Here is a 16,104-nt window from a genome sequence, read left to right as displayed (position 1 = left end):
ACTCCATTCAATAAAAGCTACCGCATCATTCCTTAGTGGATAGTTTTTGTGTGTAAGAAAATACCACAAATAGGTAATTTCGAATTAATTATTTGAATATCCGTAAGAAAGGTATATTTTTGCAGAATACAATGTGAAATCATACTTAATTTCATTTGTTAACTAAAAACTAATTACACCATGAAAAAAACTATCCTGGATTTTATTTTATTATTCCATCCACATTGATTGTTTCCAACAATTAAGAACATCATCGGACCCTGAAAATTTCTTTGGAAATATAAGCTGTATCTATCGGTATGGCTTACTGATTATTTCTGAAGCAGAACTTTCTGGGAGTTCAGAAACCATGTAAACAAAGCGGAACCGAAAAGCTAAACGAGTAGGAAGAACATTAGCAAACTTAAACATGAAGAGAATTATTTTACTAAAAACCATGAAAAAACTTTATTTTTTACTATTAATTTGTATTTCATTTTCTGCATTGGCGCAGACGTATACGTACACGACGTACAATACCTCAAATTCAGCAATAGGAAGTAATTATATTGCTGACATTAAAACAGATACCAATGGATTATTGTGGCTGGCTACTTACAACGGTGTTTCTTCTTTTAACGGAACCGCTTTTACCAACTATAATACTGCGAATTCCGGTATTGCATCTAATGCAACTCTAAAAATTGAAATTGACGGCCAGAACAGAAAATGGATCGCGTCTCAATTTAATGGGATCATCTTATACAATGGTACAGGTTGGACCAATTATACCACGTCTAATTCGGGACTTCCCAGCAATGAGATCATCGATATAGCGGTTGACGGGCAAAATAATCTTTGGGTTGTAACACCTGCAGGTCTTACAAAATTCAATGGTACTACCTGGACGACTTATAATTCAGTATCAAATTTAAATTCAGTAGCAACTGACAGTAATAACGGAGTCTGGGTTACAAATGGGGGAGTATTATACAAATTTAATGGTGTTGATTTTAATTTTGTAGCCCAGGGAACTCAAAAAATATTGAGGATTGCAAACAATACCATTTATGTAAAAGGATCTGATAGTTTAATTACTTTAACGACAAGTGGAACTAACGTTACATTTATTTATCAGAATAATTCCTGTCTGGCAGGATACAATCCCAATGCATTAGATGTTGACAGTAGCAGCAAAGTATGGATCGGATTTAATGGTGCAGGCCTGCAAAACTTTACAAATTGTACGACTTATACCAAAACCAATACAAATTCAGGTTTGCCTGACGACTATTTTAGTGCTGTCAGAACACAATCTTCAGGAACTATCTGGCTGGGAACACTGCAGCTTGGTCTGGTAAAAATGACACCAGCCGCAACCGTTTGCAATCCACCTACCCAGCTGTATACTTCTAATATCACATCTAATTCTGCTACCCTTAACTGGCTGCCTTCAACATCGGCACCTAACGGAGGGTATTATTATGTTTACAGCACCAGTCCTACAATGACAGGTTCAGCTACTGCCAGCTCTTCTACAACTGCGAATATTGCCAATTTACTTCCTAACACGACTTACTATTGGTGGGTCACTGCAAATTGCGTTACCAGTCAGAGTACATGGGTTCCGGGAGGAGCTTTTACTACACTTCCTGCCCAGACGGGATGCTGGAAAACAGTAAGTGCAGGATATCTTCATTCATTGGGAATAAAAGCGGACGGAACGCTTTGGGCCTGGGGTAATAACAGCAATAATCAATTGGGAGACGGAACCAATATTAACCGAAATAATCCAGTCCAGATAGGAACAGAAACCAATTGGAAAAAAGTTTTTGCAAGTGAGAAATATAGTGTTGCTATCAAAACAGACGGAAGCCTTTGGGCATGGGGAAATAACCAGTTCGGGTATTTAGGAGACGGAACAACTGCCAACAGAACAACTCCTACAAAAATAGGGACAGCTACAGACTGGGAAGATATTGCAGTTGGAGGCAGTCATAATTTAGGTCTGAAATCAAACGGAACGCTTTGGGCCTGGGGAATGAATATAAACGGGGGTCTCGGAGACGGAACAACTACTGATAAACTTGTACCTGTTCAAATAGGGACAGCCAATTGGAAAAGCATTGCTGCCGGTAGTTTTTATTCAGTGGCAGTAAAGACGGACGGTACATTATGGGCCTGGGGATACAATGGGCATGGACAATTGGGCGATGGTACTTTAACTAACCGTATGGTGCCGAAACAGATTGGAACCAGTACCGATTGGGCGGATGTGGTTACAGGGAATTCACACACTGTAGCAAGAAAAACAAACGGGCTTATTTATACCTGGGGCTTCAACGAATCTGGTCAGCTGGCTGATGGAACTACCGCTAGCAGATCTACCCCTTATTTAGCCGCTGATGGAATTCAAAAAGTTATTGCAGGAAGCTTCAATACCATGGCCATTACAATATCAGGCACCGTGATTGCCTGTGGAAATAATACCACCGGATCTTTTGGCAATAATACTTCTGTAAGCTCTTCAAACTGGGTGAGCCTGGGTGCCAATACGAATATAATCCTTTCTACGGGAGGATGGCATACCTTATCGGTAAATAATGACGGTATCTTAAAAGTATCCGGAGCTAATAACTATGGCCAGATCGGCGATGGTACGAACGTTCAAAAACTTGCATTTACCCAGCTTGCATGTCCGGTAAGTAATTTAGCCGTTGAAGAAATTTCGATAGCCTCTGAAAATATGAAAGTTTTCCCGAATCCGGTACTTGATCGTCTCAACGTTTCATCCGATAAAAATATCCTGTCTGTAGTGGTTTACAATGCAGCTGGACAACAGGTTCTTGTTGAAACTATCAATAATGCTCAAGGAACAGTTGACTTTTCTGCTTTAACGTCAGGAGTGTATATGGTAAAAGTAAATGCTGCCAACAATACTGTAAAAACGGTAAAAGTAATCAAACGTTAAAGAGTAGTTTAAGGCAGTAATTTCAAAGAACTTTTATTTTCTGAGAACAAAACTGAAACTACAATACCCTGCTGTAACAGCAGGGTATTGTTTTTATCAAATATCACTTTTTTACACGTTGTACTTTGCCTTCTACATTGTGTGCACTGTCAGATACGGCAGCATTGATATTGCCTGTAGCATTACCTGTATTATTATTGCTGGTTTTTCTTCCTCCAATGTGAGTTTTTGTATTAATGCTGTCCTGACTTGTTTTGCCGCTTTTCTGGGTATCCGAAGCTGCTGAAACCGCTGTGTCAGAATAATTGCGGTGGGTATTGACAGAATCGGTAACAGAGATATTATTTTCTGTATTGTTCTTTTTGCAGGCTAAAATAATACAGCTGGTGGCTGCCATTGATAAGATTAGATTTTTCATAACATATTTCATAATGGGTTATTGGGTTCCTGAGCTTAATCAAATTTCGATATTTAACTTCTGCAATTATATGAGTATGATCATAACACAGCAATCACAAGCAGACATTCGGCGGAAAAGGATATTGGTATATCGGATGCTAATTGTAAATTAAAAAAGAATTTATTCTTTCACATATCCCTGAAAAAATCTCCCACATTTGATTTGTAAATGCAGGAGAAACCTTATTAAAGAAAAATAAATTTTTAAGTACGCTTGAATATCGTTTAAATGGGTACAATTATTTTAACAAAGTCAGGGTGAAACTGTTTTCAGCAAACGTATTTCTGGATGTATTCGTAATACAGCCTGCAGCACATCACCTGCATATAGTAAGTTCCGGCCGTTAGGTAAGCTATATTGGAAGTATAAATAAAATCAAAACCTCCCGTGCCGGTAGCCAAATGAATATCCTGGGAAGGAAAGGCAGGGTTTACATATGCTGTTGCACTTTTGCTCAGATTGTAAGCAATAAAGGCTCCGCAGCCTGCCGGGCTTTTGTTGGTAATAAGGCGGGGCGAAACAATATAGTATCCGGGGGCAGTAACGACAGCGCTTGCCCTCACATAGGTCATTGAGCCTACAATATTAACACTATTACCTGTTGTTGAATTAACTATAAGGGCGGAACCGGTAGTATCACGCCAGGTACCGATACCGTTTGAATCAGAAACCAGCACTTTTCTTTCACCCTGGGTTCCGTCTGTAATTTTAATCGCTCCCGGAATTGCTCCGTTGTTGATATCCAATCTTGCCGCTGGAACTGCTGTACCTAAACCTACTCTGTTATTGACGGCATCTACATTCAAGGTTGTATTATCTGCTTGAAAATGACTGGTTCCGGTAGTGGCAGAAGAAGTGAAAGAAAGAGTTTTATCAGCCATTGTTACCACCCGGTCAGATAGAAGCACTCTGTTATCTTTGTATATATTGATATCTGCAGTGTTTATTTTCTGCCATGCTGCTCCATCAAAAAAAATAATATCCTTCAGCTATAATGTTTATTGTTTTTGGAGATACGGAAGTTACTGCAGAAGTGGCGCAGACAATACTTCCCTTTTGATCCGTTGTATACTGGATATCTGCTGCTTTAATCTGGTCTCCGGTAAGTCTGGGTGCAATAAGCCCTTCCGGTCTGCTTCCATCAGTAGTTTTTGCCATTCCCGGAAATATTTCAGCTATGTTTTTCAGTTTTATTTTACCTGTTTAAACTTAAAGCTTACAGCGGAAACCTCTAAGACAGATATTACCGTTTAGTGGAATAAACTTAGTATTTACGCATAAAGCATGCCATGATTTTAAGGGTTCGCAGACTATGAATTTTCCTGTTCACAGTATCTCATCATATTAGTGTTTAAGTTAATTGTTTCGTAATTATTTGCAGTTAGGGCATGGAAAATGGTAAATAAAAATCCATTTTTGGTGGCGTTTTATTAATAAAAAGTGTGTTTTTTACATTTTTTTTTCAAGCAAAATGAAAAAAAAATTAATTCTTCTTATCATAATATTTATTCTGAAAATTCGGATTTTTTTTGAAGCTGATTATGATTGCAATTAATTGTGAATTCATATCTTATGAAAATGGTAAGTGTAAAATTAATGATAACCTTATCATAATTTTTATACAATTGATATCATAAAAAATCGATATGTAATGTGTTGATAAGCAGTAGATAATGGCGGATTTATTTTTTTTATTCAGATGAATTTTTATATTTGTAATGTTACCAAAATGTTAACAAACTAATGAATCAGAACTTTATTCATACCTATGTCTCTGTAGATTGTGTTGTATTTGGATTTGACCATGAAAACCGGTTGAATATCTTATTAGTACAACGCCATGTTGATGATATCCCGCTGGAAAAACAGAGAAAACTGCCGGGAAGCTTGATCTTTAGCGATGAAGATGTAGATGATGCCGCACAAAGGGTACTTCATGAGCTTACGGGAATAAAGAAAATGGTTCTTAAACAGTTCCGGTGCTTTGCGGATCCTATGAGGGCAAGCAACGTACATGATATAAAATGGATGGATAAGGAATACAAGCATCATATAGACAGGATCATCACAGTGGCTTATCTTTCCCTTTGTAAAATAGACCATAAGATCAACAGTACAAAATATGATACTGTAGACTGGTATCCTGTTGATGAGGTGCCGGTACTGCCGTTTGACCATAACAAGATTATCAGTGAATCCCTGATTGAGATCAGAAAATGGATTGAATCCGATTTTTCCATTATTTTCGAGCTGCTGCCGAAAAGATTCACCATAAGACAGCTTTATCAGCTGTACAGCGCTTTAAGCGAAAAAAATATTGATATCAAGAATTTCCATAAAAAAATATCTTCATTCCCCTATATTGTTCCTTTGGATGAAATCCAAAAAGATGTATCACACCGTGCCGCAAGATATTACAGGTTTGATGCTAAGATTTACAAGAAAAACAATACAAAACTTATAAAATAATCTTTTTTTAAATATTATGTACTTACTAGGCTATGACATTGGCAGTTCTTCTGTGAAAGTTTGTCTCATCGAGGCATCCAGTGGAAAAGTGATTGCTTCTGAATTTTCTCCCAAAAAAGAAATGAAAATCACTGCTATAAATCCGGGATGGGCAGAACAAAATCCAGTTGACTGGTGGACCAATCTGAAATTGGCGCACGAAGCTGTCATGCATGAATCTGGGGTACATGCTGAAGATATCAAAGGAATCGGAATTACGTGGCAGATGCATGGGTTGATTCTGGTAGATAAAGATCAGAACCTTTTAAGACCTTCAATTATCTGGTGTGACAGCCGTGCTGTACCTTATGGTGAGCAGGCTTTTAAAACCATAGGCGAAGAAAAATGTCTTTCCCATCTTTTAAATTCACCGGGGAACTTTACAGCATCAAAGCTTGCGTGGGTAAAAGAAAATGAACCCGAAATTTTTGAAAAGATAGACAAAATAATGCTTCCCGGAGACTATATTGCCATGAGACTCTCCGGACAGATAGGAATGACCATTGAAGGGTTATCAGAAGGAATTTTCTGGGATTTTAAGAACAACTGTATCTCGGAAGATATCATTAACTATTATGGAATTCCTAAAAGTTTTTTCCCGGAAATTGTTCCCACGTTTGGTATTCAGGCAACAGTTTCAAGAGCAGCAGCGGAAGAACTAGGCTTGAAAGAAGGTACGCCTATCTCTTACAGAGCGGGAGACCAGCCCAACAATGCGCTTTCCCTGAATGTTTTTAATCCGGGAGAAATTGCCTCTACAGCAGGAACTTCAGGAGTGGTATACGGAGTTCTGGATCAGCTGGAATATGATAAATTATCAAGGGTAAATACATTTGCCCATGTCAATTATACACCGGAACAGATCAGACTCGGGGTTTTGCTGTGTATCAACGGAACCGGTATTTTAAATTCATGGTTAAAGCACAATTTTGCAACCTCACTTTCTTCTTACGGGGATATGAACGATATGGCTTCACTTTCACCTATCGGTTCAAAAGGGTTAAGTATTATTCCTTTTGGAAACGGAGCAGAAAGAGTGCTGGAAAATAAAGATACAAGCTGTTCTATTCACGGAATTAATTTCAATATACATACTAAAGGAGATATACTGCGTGCGGCGCAGGAAGGTATTGTATTCTCTTATGAATACGGAATGGATATCATGAGAAATATCGGAATGGATATCCAGGTCATCCGTGCAGGAAATGCCAACATGTTTTTAAGTTCAATTTTTCGCCAGTCGCTATCCAGTGTGAGCAATGCGGTCATTGAACTTTATGATACCGATGGAGCGGTAGGAGCAGCAAGAGCTGCCGGAATGGGAATAGGATTTTATTCAGATTCCAGAGAAGCATTTTCTTCACTTGAACAGATAGCGGTGATAGAGCCTGAACACGAAAAACGGGAACAATATTTAGAAGCTTATGGCAGATGGAAACATCATCTTAACGAAATAATCTAGGACCATTACAACAGTATTTTTCATCCTCTTACTGACTCTTAAGAACCAGTGAGAAGGGGATCTCTACGCAAAAAATTAAAAATAAATAAAAAATAATCAAATAAATATGAACACTTTAACAGGTACAAAAGAGTTTTTTACGGGTATTGAAAAAATTAAGTTTGAAGGGAAGGAGAGTAAGAACCCGTTGGCATTCCGCTATTATGATGCGGAAAAGATCGTGATGGGAAAACCTATGAAAGACTGGACCAGATTTGCGATGGCATGGTGGCACACCCTGTGTGCAAACGGAAGTGATCCGTTCGGGGGACCTACCATCCACCACCCATGGGATATCGGAAATGATCCGGTAACAAGAGCAATGCACAAAATGGATGCAGGTTTTGAATTCATGTCTAAAATGGGCTTCAGCTATTACTGCTTCCATGATATTGATCTGGTAGACCCAGCGAATAACTGGAAAGACTACGAGAAGAATATGCAGACTATTGTGGAATACGCCAAACAAAAGCAGCAGGAAACAGGAATTAAGCTTTTATGGGGAACAGCGAATGTTTTCACCCATGAAAGATACATGAACGGAGCCTCTACAAACCCGAATTTTGATGTAGTGGCATGCGCAGGAACGCAGGTTAAAAATTCAATAGATGCAACGATAGCGCTTGGTGGTGAAAATTATGTTTTCTGGGGCGGAAGAGAAGGATATATGAGTCTTTTGAATACTGATATGAAGCGTGAAAAAGATCATCTTGCACGTTTCCTTTCCATGTCGAGAGACTATGCACGTCAGCAGGGCTTTAAAGGGACTTTCCTGATTGAACCAAAACCAATGGAGCCTACCAAACATCAGTACGATTATGATTCTGAAACCGTAATCGGATTCCTGAGACATTACGGATTAGACAAAGACTTTAAGCTGAATATCGAAGTGAATCATGCTACATTGGCAGGACATACATTCGAGCATGAGCTTCAGGTAGCTGTTGATGCAGGACTTTTAGGAAGTATTGATGCCAACAGAGGAGACTACCAGAACGGCTGGGATACGGATCAGTTCCCGATCGATTATTATGATATGGTTCAGGCATGGCTGGTACTGCTTCCGGCAGGAGGTCTGGGAACTGGAGGAGTAAACTTCGACGCTAAAATCAGAAGAAATTCTATTGATGCTGAAGACCTATTCATTTCTCACATTTCAGGAATGGATGTATTTGCAAAAGGTCTTCTTGCAGCAGCTGATATTCTTGAAAATTCGGATTACAAAAAACTGAGAACAGACCGCTATGCTTCTTTTGATAACGGAAACGGAAAAGCATTTGAAGAAGGCTCGCTTACCTTGGAAGATCTGCAGAGAATCGCTCACGAAATCGGCGAACCACAGCCAAAAAGCGGAAAACAGGAATTGTTTGAGGCTATCGTGAATATGTATATATAATAAAAAAATAAAAGGCTTATAAACACTAAGGATTTTTATACACTATAATTATTAAACAGCCTTTTATTCAACAACTAATACTAAAATAATAATTATGAACCGATTTTATTTCAATAAAAGCAATAGAGCCGCATTATTCTTTGCAATGACTTTATTGCCTTCCGGCATAGCATATTCACAGGTTAAGAAAGATACAGTAGCTAAAGAAAATAAAATAGATGAAGTTGTTGTGATAGGATATGGAACCCAGAGAAAAGAAGCTGTAACAGGTTCTGTAGCCACTGTAAAAGGAGATGCCCTGCGTGAAGTACCCTCTGCCAACATTACCCAGGCATTACAGGGAAGAACGGCAGGGGTAGATATCTCGCAAAGTTCCACTAAGCCGGGTGCTGCCATGCAGATCCGTATCAGGGGAACAAGATCCCTGACAGGGGATAATAACCCGTTGATCGTACTGGATGGTATTCCTTTTGTGGGATCGCTGGGAGACATAAGCTCAAGTGATATCAAAAGTATTGACATCCTGAAAGATGCCTCCGCTACAGCCATTTACGGGTCAAGAGGAGCAAACGGTGTTATTCTCGTTACCACCAACAGAGGAGCAAAAGGGCAGAGACCTAAATTCACCTATAACACCTTTACAGGAGTTCAGACTTTGTTTTCAAAATATCCGATGATGGATGGCCCTCAGTTTGCAAAGCTGCGTGCTTATGCCATTCCTGCAGGAAATACAACACCGTTGTATTCAAACGGGGCTGATGAAAACAACAGCGTCAATACGGACTGGCAAAGCCTGTTTTATAAGCCGGCGATGATGACCAGCCACGACATCGGGGTTTCAGGAGGAACAGAAGGCGGAAATTATAATGTGGGATTATCCTATTTTAAACAAAATGCGTTAATTCCTGTTCAGAGTTACGAAAGATTTGCCCTGAGAATGGCGATTGACCAGCAGGTAGGATCTGTCTTTAAGTTTGGTTTTACAACCAATACAAACTATTCCGTTTCGGAAGGAAACGGAGTAAATCCGGGGGCGGTTCTGGGATATTCTCCTATTGCCGATCCTTACAATGCGGACGGAAGCCCGAAAAGAGTAATGAGCACCGCAGGAGGTATCGATCAGACATGGATTTATACCAGAAGAAGCCTGGAGAGCCTGGCAGACAAATATATTGATGAAACCAAAGCTTTTGCATCCTATAATAACCTTTACGGAGAAGCCAGCCTTCCCATCAAAGGATTGAAATACAGGTTAAATGTAGGGTTGGATTTCCGTACCTCAAACAGCGGAAACTACAGTGGTGTGGGAGTATTCAATACAAACCCTCTGGGGCCGTCAGCGGCAGGAAAAGGGAATAACCAGACTTATCACTGGGTATTGGAAAACCTCCTGACGTACGACCGTACATTCGGAAAACATAAGATCAACGCTGTAGCATTATACTCTGCGGAACAGAATAAATATACAAGCTCATACATGAGTGCAAAAAATGTCCCTGCAGACTTTTTCCAGTATTATAACCTGGGACAGTCGCCTCAGGCAGACATTACGGTAAGACCTGACGACCAGGTGTATTCGAAAACCGGTTTGCTTTCTGCCATGGGAAGAATCATGTATACCTATGATAACAAGTATATGCTTACAGCAACACTCCGTGCCGACGGATCTTCCAGGCTGGCACCGGGTAACAAATGGCATACATATCCCGCATTATCATTAGGATGGAATGTTACCAACGAATCTTTCATGCAGAATATCAAAGCAATTAATCTCCTTAAATTCAGAGCAGGATGGGGGCAGACTTCCAATCAGGCAGTAGATCCATACACTACGATGGGAAGATTTAATGTTGCTCCTTATAATTATGGGCTTGCAGGAAGTACAGGGATTTACGGAAGCCAGCCGCCAAACCCGAATTTAGGATGGGAATATTCAAAAACACAAAACTACGGGGTAGATTTCGGAATACTGAACAACCGCCTTACGGGAAGTGTGGAATATTACAAAACCCATACCTATGACCTGCTGACACAGAAAAGTCTTCCGGCATCAAGCGGTTGGTCATCCATTGTTTCCAATGTGGCAGAAACAGAAAATAAAGGATTGGAAGTTTCCTTAAACGGGGTAATTTTTGATAATCCTGATGGATTTACGTGGGAAGCAGGAGTTAATTTTTATACCAATAAAAATAAAATTTTATCACTTGCTTCCGGAACACAACGTGATATCAATAACTTATGGTTTGTAGGACATAATATTAATTCATTGTATGACTATCAATACATCGGTCTTTGGCAGGCTGGTGACCCGTATCAGAGCATTCTGGAGCCGGGAACTGCTGCTGATGTGGTAGGATCTATCAAGGTTCTTTACACCGGAGGCTATAATGCCGACGGAACTCCGGTAAGGGCAATAGGACCTGATGACAGACAGATTTTTGATACCGCTCCGAAATTCCAGGGAGGATTTAATATGCGCTTTGCCTACAAGAATTTTGAGCTAAGTACAGTAGGAGCTTTCCAGCACGGAGGAATCCTGGTGAGTACTATTTACGGATCTGCAGGCTATCTTAACAGATTAACGGGAAGAGGAAATAACGTGGATGTGGATTACTGGACAGAAGATAATACCGGTGCCTATTTTCCGCGTCCGGGACGTCATTTGAGTGGTGACAATCCGAAGTATTCTTCTACTTTAGCAATGTTTGATGCTTCTTACCTTAAACTTCGTACCATTACATTAGGCTATAATGTCAATAAAGACTTTTTAAAAGATTTGAAAATCAACAGCTTAAGAATTTACTTCACCGTAACCAATCCTGTAGTATTATTCTCTCCTTATCATAAGTTCTCAGGAATGGATCCGGAACCAAACTCTTTTGGAAATGAAAACCAGGCAGTAAGCGGATATCCAAACCGCCAGCTTGTTATAGGAGCCAACAACCCTTCCACAAGAAATTACTTAATGGGACTTAACTTAACCTTTTAAAACTGTACTGTCATGATAAATTTTAACAAAAAACTGCTATTAGGAGCAATCTTTTTATCCTTAACATTTACAGGTTGTAATGAAATTCTTGATGAACAGCCAAGAGCAATCTATACAGCTGACTATTTTAATACACCGGACGGGGTTAATCAGGGATTTACAGCTTTATACAGACAGATGAGATTACTGTATGGCAATGGCTACTTTATGAGCAATTGTCAGAACGGAACTGACGAATCTACCTGGGCACAAAGTGCGGATGGTAACTTTAAAGAATTGGATATGTCCGGAAACGGGATTATCAATTCCAATACTTTTCCTACAAGTATGGTCTGGAACTCTGTGTTCCCGTATATCAATACTGCCAACGGAATTATTGAAAAAGGACCAGGATTCGGAATTGCAGAATCTATGATCTCTGAAGCCCGTTTCTTCCGTGGATTTTACTACTTCATGCTCGTACAGACCTATGGAGGAGTTCCTCTGGATTTAGGGGCAGGAGAATTGAAATATAACACTTTACCTTCCACCTCTTCCGCAAGAAATACCGTGCCGGAAGTATATACAAAAACTGTTTTTGCGGATCTTAAAAAAGCAATAGAAAACCTGCCTGCCTCACCAAGAGTAACCGGAGGGGTAACCAAAAATGTAGCAAGATTGATGCTTGCCAAAGCTTACCTTACTTATGGATGGTGGCTGCAGAATCCAAACGGCATTCCAACTTACCCTGAAGTGGCAAGAACTGATCCTGACGGGCACAATGCCCAGTGGTATTTTCAGCAGGCTTATGATATCGCCTTGGAAGGAATCAACAATCCCGGACCTTACGCGCTTCAGCCTACCTTCTATGATGTCAATGTAGGTTCAAATGACAGGAATACCGAATCGATGCTTTATGCAGACCATACACAATCAAGTACTTATTATAACGAAAGCGACCCTGTAGGATTTGGATCAGGCTGGGCTCCGGACAATTTTGCAGCATGGATGCAGACCTGGAACTATACTGCCATCAAAAGTAGTAAAACAACAGCATGGGCTGGCGCAGACGTTGTAAGTTCAGTACAGAGAGAAGCGGCACAGTCACTGGGACGTCCTTGGGTTCGTATGTGTCCTACGTTGGGAGTTATTAAAAATACTTTTGCAGATAAAACCAACGATTCCCGTTATGATGGAACTTTTGTAACCACCTACAGAGGAAACTGGAACAAAAATGGAACAGGCCTTACAACGGTTCCTGTACTTTATAACGCGAATAATTTACCTGTACAGCCGGGAGGAGCTATCTTAAGCTTCCTGAATGATGACAGCCAGATGCCTTTTTATCCTACAGGATCCGGACAAAGCGGTGTAGGAGCAGGAACCCTTCCGGGGAGAGCAGACTGGGTCATTGCACCGAACGGAATCAGCAGAATTGTATACCCTGGTTTATGGAAAATAGGAACTTACCGTACCGATGATCCGAACGGTTTAGGATATCCGAATGCAGGATTAACCCGCCCTTTCAGTGTCGCTAAGTTTTCAGAATTCTATTTTATCGCAGCGGAAGCAGCCGTAAAAGGAGCTGCAGGATCTATGACAGCCAGAGACCTTATCAACGTAATCCGTGCCCGTGCCGGAAAATGGAAGTTCAATAATGCCCAGAATACCGCTTATGTAGCAGATAACAGCGCTGCAATGACAGCGGCCACACCAGCCGTAATTACCATTGATTATATCCTTGCAGAAAGATCCCGTGAATATTACGGAGAATTCTACAGATGGTATGACTTGGTACGTACACAGAAATGGGGAGATTATGCGGCAAGTTATCAGATCGGAGGTGCTTCTTATGGAGACCACAGCCCGCAGACGGTTACAAGAACCATCAAACCTTTTCACTATCTGAGACCTATTCCTCAGAGTCAGATTGATGCGATGGAAGTATCAGCAGATATTAAGGCAAAATACCAGAACCCCGGATACAACTAATTTCATTCTACATTCATATCAGCAACAGAGTAGGTGTGAAAACACCTGCTTTGTTTATCTGAATTAAAACTTTACATTATGGAAAAAACCTGGCGTTGGTTTGGAAAAAAAGACAAAATACAGCTGAACACGCTTCGTCAAATAGGAGTAGAAGGAATTGTTTCTGCGCTGCATGATATCCCAAACGGAGAAATCTGGAATTTAGAGGCCGTCAATGATTATAAAAACTATATAGAAAGCCACGGACTTCGCTGGTCTGTTGTGGAGAGTCTTCCCGTAAGTGAAGCTATCAAATACGGAGGTGAAGACCGTGACTCTTTAATAGAAAATTATATTACAAGCCTTGAAAATCTGGGTAAAGCAGGAGTTACAACAGTTTGCTACAACTTTATGCCCGTTCTCGACTGGGCACGCACCGACCTCTTTCATGAATGGGAAGACGGTTCGTCATCACTTTATTTTGACAAAGCCAAGTTTGCCTACTTTGAAATTCATATCCTTCAAAGAGAAGGAGCCGAAAACGATTATACTTCAGAAATCCTTCAAAAAGTAGAAGAATTAAAAAATAGCTTAACGGAAAAAGATAACAATGACCTGATAGATTCAGTCATTGTAAAAACACAGGGATTCGTGAACGGAAATATCAGAGAAGGTGAATTGAATCCTGTAGAAAAGTTCAAAAGTTTACTGGCATTGTATGAGGGTATAGATAAACATCAGCTTCGCCGGAATATGAAATATTTCCTTGAAAAAATAATGCCTGTCTGTGAAAAGTGGAATATCCAGATGTGTGTACATCCTGATGATCCGCCGTTTTCACTATTAGGCTTACCAAGAATAGTGACCAATGAAGAAGATATTGACTGGTTTCTGAAAGCTGTTGATAACCCTCACAACGGGTTAACATTCTGTGCCGGATCTCTAAGCGCTAACCTTCAGAATGATGTTCCCAAGCTGGCGCAGAAGTTTGCCCACAGGACCAGATTCGTTCACCTGAGAAGCACGAATGTCTTTGAGAACGGTGATTTTATCGAGGCTCATCATCTGGGAGGAAGAGGAAAGCTCATTGAAGTGATCCGTGTATTCGAAAAAGAGAATCCTGATCTTCCGATGAGAATTGACCACGGAAGACTTTTAACAGAAGATTTTGACAAAGGATATAATCCCGGCTATTCATTTTTAGGAAGAATGCTGGCATTGGGCCAGATCGAAGGAGTAATGGCTGCCGTTCAGTCAGAATTACAGAAAAATTAATCTGCGTTTGTAATAAAATAGTAAAAAGTAAAATGAAAGACCTGTTTAGTATTAAAAACAAAGTAGCAGTCATCACAGGGGCTTCAGGCGTTTTGGGAGGCAGCCTTGCCAAAAGTTTTATAGAGGCCGGAGCAAAAGTTGTTGCATTGGGAAGAAACCAGGAAACATTGGATGCCCGGGTAAAAGAGCTTACAGATCTGGGAGGGGAAGCACTTGCTGTAGAAGCCAATGTGATGGATATTGAAAGCCTTGAAGCTGCTTCTGTGAAAATAAAAGAAAAGTATGGACGTATTGACATTCTGCTCAATATAGCTGGTGGAAATATTCCGGCAGCCACTTTAACTCCCGAACAGTCATTTTTTGATATGAATATGAAGGGATGGGCAGAGGTTACCGATCTTAATATCAATGGAACCGTTTACCCGAGTTATGTTTTCGGAAAAGTAATGGCGGAGCAGGGGAGCGGCAACATTATTAATATTTCTTCAATGGCTGCTTACTCAGCGATTACAAGGGTAGCCGGATATTCTGCCGCCAAATCGGCAATCACCAATTTTACCCAATGGCTGGCCTCTGATCTGGCATTGAAATTCGGAGATAAGATACGGGTAAATGCTGTGGCTCCAGGTTTTTTCATTGGAGATCAGAACCGTGCTATTCTGTTGAATCCGGACGGAAGCTTAACCGAGAGAAGTAAAAAAGTGATGGCGAAAACCCCCATGCAGCGATTTGGGGAAGTAGAAGAACTGAACGGGGTTGTGCAGTTTCTGTGTTCCGATGCCGCAAGTTTTATCACAGGAGCACTGATTCCTGTTGACGGAGGTTTCAGCGCATTCAGTGGAGTATAAAAAATTAATTTCTTCATATATAAATTGGAACAGGACCTTAATGGTTTCATTCAAGGTCTTGTTTTTAAGATCCAGACTCACCTAAAGTCTGACTATGTAAAGAGAAAATCCTTGATTTTCATCTTATGTGAACTATGCTGCAGAATCATTTTAAACTTTCTTAAGTGAGCTAAAGTGTTTTAAAAATAAAGCTTTTGTGACTTTTGTGGTTTTGCAAAGGTTAAACA

Annotated in this window: 11 protein-coding genes; 8 read left to right on the top strand and 3 right to left on the bottom strand. The window is 40.2% G+C overall.

Annotation, left to right across the window (positions count from 1 at the left end):
* Positions 1-436: 436 nt before the first annotated feature.
* Entirely contained in the window at positions 437-2,950 is a 2,514-nt protein-coding gene (locus ACR1PO_RS01815; RefSeq protein WP_433985620.1) for a T9SS type A sorting domain-containing protein, read from the top strand.
* 103 nt (positions 2,951-3,053) lie between these two features.
* Here the strand turns inward: ACR1PO_RS01815 and ACR1PO_RS01810 are convergent, their stop codons facing one another.
* The 3 genes from ACR1PO_RS01810 to ACR1PO_RS01800 form a co-directional block, all read right to left on the bottom strand.
* Positions 3,054-3,368, bottom strand: coding sequence for a hypothetical protein (locus ACR1PO_RS01810; RefSeq protein WP_332386378.1), 315 nt, complete (start codon positions 3,366-3,368; stop codon positions 3,054-3,056).
* Positions 3,369-3,679: 311 nt separating this feature from the next.
* The gene (locus tag ACR1PO_RS01805; RefSeq protein WP_433985619.1) at positions 3,680-4,291 is read right to left on the bottom strand and encodes a hypothetical protein; all 612 of its coding nucleotides are present in this window, start codon (positions 4,289-4,291) and stop codon (positions 3,680-3,682) included.
* Positions 4,292-4,376: 85 nt separating this feature from the next.
* Positions 4,377-4,568, bottom strand: coding sequence for a hypothetical protein (locus tag ACR1PO_RS01800; RefSeq protein ID WP_433985618.1), 192 nt, complete (start codon positions 4,566-4,568; stop codon positions 4,377-4,379).
* Between the two features lie 585 nt (positions 4,569-5,153).
* Here ACR1PO_RS01800 and ACR1PO_RS01795 point away from each other — a divergent pair.
* From ACR1PO_RS01795 to ACR1PO_RS01765, 7 genes are all read left to right on the top strand, one after another.
* Positions 5,154-5,879, top strand: coding sequence for an NUDIX hydrolase (locus ACR1PO_RS01795; RefSeq protein WP_433985617.1), 726 nt, complete (start codon positions 5,154-5,156; stop codon positions 5,877-5,879).
* Between the two features lie 16 nt (positions 5,880-5,895).
* On the top strand, positions 5,896-7,380 hold the full coding sequence (locus ACR1PO_RS01790) for a xylulokinase (protein ID WP_332386382.1): 1,485 nt from the start codon (positions 5,896-5,898) through the stop codon (positions 7,378-7,380).
* 106 nt (positions 7,381-7,486) lie between these two features.
* Positions 7,487-8,815 (top strand): xylose isomerase, encoded by a 1,329-nt coding sequence (gene xylA, locus ACR1PO_RS01785; RefSeq protein WP_433985616.1) that lies wholly within the window; start codon positions 7,487-7,489, stop codon positions 8,813-8,815.
* A gap of 94 nt (positions 8,816-8,909) precedes the next feature.
* Positions 8,910-11,804 carry a SusC/RagA family TonB-linked outer membrane protein gene (locus ACR1PO_RS01780; protein ID WP_433985615.1) on the top strand — a complete coding sequence of 965 codons (2,895 nt, stop codon included), beginning with the start codon at positions 8,910-8,912 and terminating at the stop codon, positions 11,802-11,804.
* A gap of 12 nt (positions 11,805-11,816) precedes the next feature.
* Entirely contained in the window at positions 11,817-13,775 is a 1,959-nt protein-coding gene (locus ACR1PO_RS01775) for a RagB/SusD family nutrient uptake outer membrane protein (protein ID WP_433985614.1), read from the top strand.
* A gap of 78 nt (positions 13,776-13,853) precedes the next feature.
* Positions 13,854-15,029, top strand: coding sequence for a mannonate dehydratase (gene uxuA / locus ACR1PO_RS01770; protein WP_433985613.1), 1,176 nt, complete (start codon positions 13,854-13,856; stop codon positions 15,027-15,029).
* Positions 15,030-15,061: 32 nt separating this feature from the next.
* Positions 15,062-15,877, top strand: a complete 816-nt coding sequence (locus ACR1PO_RS01765) for an SDR family oxidoreductase (RefSeq protein ID WP_433985612.1) — start codon at positions 15,062-15,064, stop codon at positions 15,875-15,877.
* The last annotated feature ends 227 nt before the right edge of the window (positions 15,878-16,104 follow it).

The organism is Chryseobacterium amylolyticum (assembly GCF_051011775.1).
Lineage (GTDB): Bacteria > Bacteroidota > Bacteroidia > Flavobacteriales > Weeksellaceae > Chryseobacterium.
This window is presented reverse-complemented; position numbering and strand designations above follow the sequence as displayed.